The sequence below is a fragment of the Bariatricus sp. HCP28S3_D3 genome, from assembly GCF_052065755.1.
In the GTDB taxonomy this organism is placed as follows: domain Bacteria; phylum Bacillota; class Clostridia; order Lachnospirales; family Lachnospiraceae; genus Allocoprococcus.
The window spans coordinates 1-7,532 of sequence record NZ_JBQHTK010000057.1 but is presented as its reverse complement, the minus strand read 5'-3'; the positions used below and the strand labels follow the sequence as shown (position 1 = coordinate 7,532).

At 40.7% G+C, this 7,532-nt stretch carries 6 protein-coding genes; all 6 read right to left on the bottom strand.

Features of this window, described 5'->3' with window-relative positions; genetic code table 11:
- Positions 1-426: 426 nt before the first annotated feature.
- Positions 427-2,073 carry an ABC transporter ATP-binding protein gene (locus ACTNB3_RS17370; protein ID WP_441027192.1) on the bottom strand — a complete coding sequence of 549 codons (1,647 nt, stop codon included), beginning with the start codon at positions 2,071-2,073 and terminating at the stop codon, positions 427-429.
- On the bottom strand, positions 2,063-3,793 hold the full coding sequence (locus ACTNB3_RS17365; RefSeq protein ID WP_441027190.1) for an ABC transporter ATP-binding protein: 1,731 nt from the start codon (positions 3,791-3,793) through the stop codon (positions 2,063-2,065). Before ACTNB3_RS17365 ends, ACTNB3_RS17370 begins: the two co-directional genes overlap by 11 nt.
- A gap of 34 nt (positions 3,794-3,827) precedes the next feature.
- A complete protein-coding gene (locus tag ACTNB3_RS17360) occupies positions 3,828-4,427 on the bottom strand; it encodes an HD domain-containing protein (protein WP_427820875.1) in 600 nt (199 codons plus the stop codon).
- Positions 4,428-4,604: 177 nt separating this feature from the next.
- On the bottom strand, positions 4,605-5,309 hold the full coding sequence (locus ACTNB3_RS17355; RefSeq protein WP_427820874.1) for an SDR family oxidoreductase: 705 nt from the start codon (positions 5,307-5,309) through the stop codon (positions 4,605-4,607).
- Positions 5,310-5,354: 45 nt separating this feature from the next.
- Positions 5,355-6,143 (bottom strand): HAD-IIB family hydrolase, encoded by a 789-nt coding sequence (locus ACTNB3_RS17350; protein WP_427820873.1) that lies wholly within the window; start codon positions 6,141-6,143, stop codon positions 5,355-5,357.
- An 80-nt stretch (positions 6,144-6,223) separates the two neighbouring features.
- A complete protein-coding gene (locus tag ACTNB3_RS17345; RefSeq protein ID WP_441027187.1) occupies positions 6,224-7,180 on the bottom strand; it encodes a DHH family phosphoesterase in 957 nt (318 codons plus the stop codon).
- Positions 7,181-7,532: the final 352 nt, after the last annotated feature.

Here is a 7,532-nt window from a genome sequence, read left to right as displayed (position 1 = left end):
AACCGTTCTTGAAAAATCTCTTAAAGAATTTTCAGGGTTGTTGTCTATTGTTTAGTTATCAATGTTCTTTCTTCTCTGTCTCGCGACAGCTATATTAGATTATCACATCTTCAAGCTTCTGTCAAGACTTTTTTATTTTTCTTTTTTGCCGATCCGTTCTTCGGAACTCTGTTCTTCAGAGCGACAGCTTAAATAGGTTATCACATCTTTCGACGTTTGTCAACAACTTTTTTCTTATCAGACTTCTGCATGCCGCCCCCTGGCCTCTGTCTCAGCCCTTTCGGAAATCAGTTATGACCCGCTGCCCGGAGTCTAATTTCTGAGCTTTGTCCGGTCAACGAGTCATATGCTACCACTTCATTTTGAAATTGTCAATACTGTTTTTATTTTTCATTCAATTCAGAATATTTAGATATATTAATTCTTCTATCCGATTACTATTTCTCTTTCTCTGCTTTTATTATACAAACGATGTGATATCGAAATCACTGTCCGATTATGGGAGACGTTTTTTAATGCATTCATAATCTGTTCTTCCGTTCCCGAATCCAGATTAGCCGTAATTTCATCTAAAAGAAGAATTTTAGGATTCAAAACAATTGCTCGCGCAATAGACAACAGCTGAAACTGCCCTTGTGAAAACAACTTTTCATCACACTGGGTTTCCATCCTATCTGGAAGATTGCGCACAGTATCCAATATGCCAACCGTTTCAAGTGCATTTTCAATCTGACTTTCGGAAACATCAGGATCTTTCAGGGAAATCTGATCGGCAACTGTTCCCGGAATCATCCTGAATTGTTGTTCAACATAACCAAACCAATATCGCCTCTTTTCTTCCGGAATCGAACATGGTTCCATCCCAAATATCGTAATTCGCCCTTTGTCAGGTCGATATAGTCCTGAAATCAATTTAACCAATGTGCTTTTCCCTACACCGGTACGACCTGTAAGGATAACATTTTCTCCTTCTTCAATCGTCATATTGAAATCATGCAGAATTTCCTGCTGATCTGCACCATAGCGGAAGCATACTCCTGAAAAATTGACAGCTGATTTTTTATTCTCATCTACATTTTCACTGTCACATTTCGAAACGCAACTTTCTTCTTTTTCTTCAAAAAATTCATTGATTCGTCGTACCCCAGCAGCTGCTGATTGTATATTCTGAATTTCCATGCCTATATTTTCAAGCGGATCAAAGAAATTCCCTACATAGGCAATCAGTGCTGCGGCTGTACCGGCAGACATTCCGAAAAACTCCCGTATTGCCCCCGCCTGTCCGGAAGCTCCCATCATAATCCCGATGATCAATGCACTAATAGAAACGATAATCGGCGAATAAATAGCATCATAAAAATTGGATCGTTCCTGCGCGCGAAATCCCTGTTCAATCGTATCTCCATAGCGCTGCTGCATGAATTTTTGTCGGTGAAGAACCCGTATCGTGCGCATGTTTTTCATAGTTTCCGGTATCAACTGATTTGTTCTTCCTACAGCCACACGGCTTTCCATCTGTGCATTCAACATTCTTTTTTGGAAAATACGAGTCATCCAGAATAAATACGGAGTTGCTATGACAAGTATGATCCCCAGTCCTTTGCTTCTAGAAAATATGATCAGAACGATACTGACAAGCTTACATACATCCGATGCCATGCTGATCACTCCCGATGTAAATAAGCTTTCCACTGTATTAACATCATTTACAAAACGCGAAGCAGTCACTCCCGGTTCTTTTTCGATATAATAAGAAGCCGGCAGACGAAGAAGTTTTTTACTCATAGCAGAACGGATCCTATGTGTTACTCTCTGTCCAAAGACAGTAATCAAACTTTCTTTAAAAGCCTCCAGAAAGCCGAATACAGCAATGAGAGAAAAATATCCTATAGCAATCGATAATCCCACATTGTCATGCTCTGCCAGACGATTTACAATCTGTTCCAGAACCAACGGCGGAAGCAGCGCGGCTCCGATCGTTCCTGCGATCGCCAATACTAATGTGAAACTAAGCCATTTATTATTATAAATCGTTTCGCTTATTACATGCATCACAGACCTTTTACTCTGCATACGCATTGCCTCCTCTCTCCTGTTCCTCGTACAGAAGACGATAATGTTCTTTTTCCTGCATAAGTCTGTCATGACTGGCAACATAAACCTTTCCATTTTCAAGCCATAACACCTGATCAAACTTAGGGAACAGTCCCAAACGATGTGAAATCAGCAGAATGATACTATCTTTTCCCCACAAACGCAGATTTTCATAGATTTGTTTTTCCGTCTCCATATCCACAGCCGAAAACGGATCATCTAAAATCATAAGTGGCTTTTTGTGATACAGGGTTCGGGCAAGTGCAATTCTGGCCTGCTGTCCTCCTGAAAGCCGAACGCCACCGCTGCCGATCCGGGTATGGGTCTTCTCGGGCAAAAGCGCTACTTCCCGATCCATACAAACCGCGTGCAACACCTCTTCTACATCTCCCGGCTTTCCCATACAGATATTTTCTTCTATCGTACCGTCAAACAGCTCCGGCTGATGTCCCAGATACCCCACTCCACTTATGTATCCTTCCTTTCCGTCAAACGAAATATTTCCCATAGCAATCTTTCCATCATAAGGCAGCTCTCCGGTAAAGATTCTGCCAAGTGTTGATTTGCCACATGCCACTTCACCTGTAATTCCCAGAATCTGTCCCGGCTTTCCTTTAAAAGTAACATTCGTAAATAATGGATTTTGGTCTGGCCAGGCAAACGTAAGCCCTGATACTTCAAGCAGAGCGGCCTGCGTATGTTCTATGCATTTTTCTTCCTGAGTCTCTTTCAAATATGGCTTAATACGTTTCCATGATACCTGTGCTTTCTGTACAGCATTAAATAGCTTTGCCGCCTTGGAGGATTTGACAGCCAATTTCCTATAGCATGCAAAGAAAGTAGAAAATGCAGCAATATTCCAGACTAACCATCCTGTTCCGAGCACATTTCTGCCTCCAAACCATATGATCATCACGGTTCCAATCATCGAAATCACCTGATAAACCGGCTGCATCGCATTTTCCCACAAATTCGCCCGAACGGCCTTTTTTTCGTAATCCTCAAGATACAGTTCATATTCTGCATTCCGATTCTTTTCCTGACCATAGATTCGGTATGTCAGCGCATTGGTGATTCGCTCCAGAGTAGAGGCATTCAGTCTCCCGCTGCTTTCTCTACTGAGTTGCACATTTCTTGTCACAATTACTTTTAGTCGTTCCGCGAGAATATAAGCAATCGGCGGAAACAGCATGGAAAGGATCGTAAGTCTCCAGTCATAGGAAAGCAGCATAACAAAATATGCAATCATCACGATTCCCGTGTCGAATATCTCCGTCGTAAATTTGCGCATTCCTTCCACACATGCATCCGCGTCAGCGATGATCTTCGTCATCATCGTGCCCGCATCTTCCTTCTCTATGTTCTTCTGATACAACAAATTCCGATATAATATCATTTTCATATTCTTGCTGATGTTGTTTGCAAATTTTCTAACATAAAGCCGCTTAAGATATCGCATAAACTGTACAAAAAAAATGGTCAGCACATAGCATACCACCAGGCTGACCATTGCCGACGGCCTTTTCTTGCCGCCGATGATATCACACAAATACTGCACCATCTGTCCTTCGAACCAGGGACCTGCGACCATTCCAACATTATATAAAATACCTGTTATCGTCACAGTCAGGAGAAGCCATTTTTCTTTCCGGAAATAATAACCAATCTGATCCGTGGCATTTTTATCCGTTTTTTTCATCTGCTTATCTATCCCCTCTTCGCAAACGTTTATATTATGATTCTGATTCTTCCAAAGCATTCATAGCTTCTGCAACAGAAGTCTCGCAAGAACGCATTGCCAGAATCGTCTTCTCAATCAGATCCGCCAGCTCCCATCCCAGCATATCTGCTCCCTGCCGAATCACTTCTCTGGAACATCCTGCCGCAAAATTCGCACTTTTGAATTTCTTCTTAACCGATTTCACTTCCATATCCTGCACACTCTTTGACGGCCGCATCAATGCTGCCGCCCAGATCAATCCCGTAAGTTCATCCGCAGCAAAGAGAACCTTTTCCATCTCATGCTCCGGTTTTATGTCAACTGTAATACCATACCCATGACTGCACACTGCATGAATAATATCGTCCTGCACGCCGCCTTCTCTTAATAGTTCCGGTGCTTTGATACAGTGCTGATCCGGATACAACTCAAAATCAATATCATGCAGAAGCCCAACAATTCCCCAGTATTCGGCATCTTCTCCATATCCAAGTTCATCGGCATACCACTTCATAACTCCCTCTACCGTAAGTGCATGCTGTATATGAAATGAATCCTTGTTGTATTTTTTCAGTAACTCAAATGCATCTTCTCTTGAAATATGATCTTTCATTTTCTGTGCCTCCTAAGATTGTTCTGTCGTTTTTATATAAGGCTCATTGTAGCACAATTTTCTTTTTCTCTCAATCACTGATTTTCCTTCAAATACGAAGCTGCCTGATAATGGGCATATACCAAGTCTTTTCCTTAGTATAACGTTTTTTTAATTGCATTACAATGAACCTCTAGTTTAATTATCCAATTTCCACCCAAAGTCTCCATGATAAATCATCTGCCTCGTCATACCTCCGTCAATGCAGATATTCTCCCCTGTTATGAATCCTGCTTTATCCGAACACAGATAAAGAACCATATTTGCGATATCCTTAGGATTTCCAACTCTGCCGGCCGGCTGTTGATATGCGTCCGGTCCTTCGTATACTGTATATTCAGTATCGATCCATCCAGGCGAGATGGAATTTACTCTTACTTTTCCTGCCATACTGACTGCCAGTGCATGAGTAAGTGCAGCAATTCCCCCTTTTGCCGCCGTATAGCTCTCAGTCTGCGGTTGACTCATCCGGTCCCGCGAAGATGAAATATTTATAATCGAAGCACCGTCTGCAAAATAAGGCTGAAATAATTTTGTAAGATAAAACGGTGCCGTAATTCCTACAGCAAGCGCATATTCGAATTCTTCATAAGAACATGTATTGATTCCTTTCATCAATGGCAACGCATTATTGATCAGGAAATCAATATGCCCATTTTCTTTTATGACCTTATCGGCAAAATCTTCAAGAACTTCTTTCTTACCAATATCGCCGACATAATGATTCCCTTCTGCAATATCGATGATCCGGACAATCGCACCTTCTTTTTGAAATTCTTCAGCAATCACTTTTCCGATGCCATGCGCGCCGCCCGTTATAACCGCAACCTTCTTCTGAAACATCCTTGTTCCCCTCTTTCCAGTTTTTCCATTTTACACTTAACACTGCTATATCAATCTGAATTTCTTCATCGCATAGTCAATCCCATCTTCTTCCACAGCCTTCGTGACAAATTCTGTATAGGGATCCAATGCCGTACTATGTTTTTCCATTGCAATGGCATGCCCCGCATACCGGAACATTGCAAGATCATTTTCACTGTCCCCAAATACATATGACTGCTCTCTGGACAAATGGAATTTATCCAGAACCATCTGGATCGCTGTTGCTTTCGAGCAGCCTTTCGGTACACACTCGTATGCTCCATTCTCCCGGTCAATTATATCCAAATCTCTTTCTATGAAATGAAAAAAGCTTTCTTTATCACTTTTGTTGTCGGTCATGACATACATCTTGTCATATGCACATCCACCCTCTTCAAGATAACGTTTTTGCCCCAGTCCCCTTTTCTTCATCTTTGTTCTCAGAGCTTCTATATCTTCAAATCTTGATGCAAATTTTGAAAAATAAACATCTTCAACACCTTCAAACACACCATCGATCCGGCACTCTCCCGCCATTTTTGCAATCGCGTCTGCCCGTGCTGACGGTAAATTCTTTTTATAAAAAATTTCATCTCCATATGTAAGAAAAATGCCACAGCCGCACAAAAAGCCATCGAAAGGCATCTCTGTAATCTTAATCGGAAGTGTGCACCTTGTTCGCCCGGTATTTATAAACAACAAATGACCATTTTCCTTCGCCTTTGATAATGCACGGAAGGTGCTTTGCGGTATCTCTTTTGTTATCTCGCTTAGAATGGTTCCATCAATGTCAAAAAATAATGCCTGTCTCATTCTAACTTTATCCTTTCCTGTTCCAAATATTCCAATACTTTTATCATCTTAATTCTTTAACCGTGTATAAAATTATTTTCTTACATGATCTCATTCATTCTCTGTATAATCACATCTGTGATTTCCTGTTGACCATATTTCTCATTCATCAATTCTTTTGAAATATTTCCTCCGGCTTTATCTTTATGACCGCCGCCATTACCGATGTTTTTACACAATTTTTCTGCTACAATATTTGCCGGATAATCCCAGTCACAGCTTCGAACCGAAATCTGATATCCATTGTCCACATCGGTAAATGAAACGGATACTTTGGCGGCATCAACCATAATCGCCATGTCACCAATGATTCCAAGAATAGATTGTTCACAGTGCATAGCAGAAATAATCAGATACCTTCTTTCTGTATTAAAATAACAATTATTCAAAGCATCACCGGCAATCATTAAATCCCCAACTGTCATACACGACTTTTTCAAACGTTCCAGTTCCGGATAGTCATCGCGTAATTCCGAACGCATAGCACAATCCTTTTCTTTATAAAGATCTACATAAGAAGAAGTATCTGTATACAATCCATAAAGAAATGCAATGCGTAATTTTCTGTTATCTTTAACAGAATAGCCTTCCTCTTTCAACAATTCCCATACTATCGTCGAACAGCTTTGATATGTATTATCTATAAATGTTTTATCTGTTTTTTCCATATAAAGTGTATGGTGATCTACGGCTGCAATTTCTGAAGCCTCAAATATCTGAGCATTCCCCTGACCATATTGCGCATCAACCATCATCAGAAGTTCTGTCTTTGGAAGTTCTACAATATGTTCTGCCAGAATCTCGCATACTTCCATCATATAAAGTAAATTTTTCTTTTTTATACTTTGTCTGCCGCCATACACAATTCTAGTGTCTATTCCATGGTCAGTAAAAAATGTATACAAACCTAAAGCAGATGCCAGCGCATCTGGATCCGGATTGTTATGACACTGAATACAAATGCTTTTATATTTCAAAAACTGACTTAAAAAACCCATTTTCCTCTCCTTCCTTATTTTAAATAATAATATACGAAAAAACTGCAAACCTTGTCACCAAAGTCTGCAGCTATCTCTCTTTATATACCTTCAAAACCACATACAAAGTTTTATCTCTCCATCCATTTCTTTCCTATCCTACCATTTCAAACTTACTTTCCGCGGAAACCATTTGAGAACTTCGTTCTCTCATTGTCCATTTGGTAACAAATGGACACGCATTCCTGTAAGATCCGCTCCTGATGCAAGCATCCTTCCCGTCTCTTCCACTCATGCTTTTCCGCTTCTTGCCTGTTTGCTCAGGTTATGCCCTCGACCGATTAGTAACAGTCAGCTCCATGCATTACTGCAC

What these genes read in the sequence shown, in the direction of transcription:
- ACTNB3_RS17370 (WP_441027192.1), bottom strand. Translation starts at nt 2,073, where the DNA reads ATGCAGAGTAAAAGGTCTGTGATGCATGTAATAAGCGAAACGATTTAT.
- ACTNB3_RS17365 (WP_441027190.1), bottom strand. Translation starts at nt 3,793, where the DNA reads ATGAAAAAAACGGATAAAAATGCCACGGATCAGATTGGTTATTATTTC.
- ACTNB3_RS17360 (WP_427820875.1), bottom strand. Translation starts at nt 4,427, where the DNA reads ATGAAAGATCATATTTCAAGAGAAGATGCATTTGAGTTACTGAAAAAA.
- ACTNB3_RS17355 (WP_427820874.1), bottom strand. Translation starts at nt 5,309, where the DNA reads ATGTTTCAGAAGAAGGTTGCGGTTATAACGGGCGGCGCGCATGGCATC.
- ACTNB3_RS17350 (WP_427820873.1), bottom strand. Translation starts at nt 6,143, where the DNA reads ATGAGACAGGCATTATTTTTTGACATTGATGGAACCATTCTAAGCGAG.
- ACTNB3_RS17345 (WP_441027187.1), bottom strand. Translation starts at nt 7,180, where the DNA reads ATGGGTTTTTTAAGTCAGTTTTTGAAATATAAAAGCATTTGTATTCAG.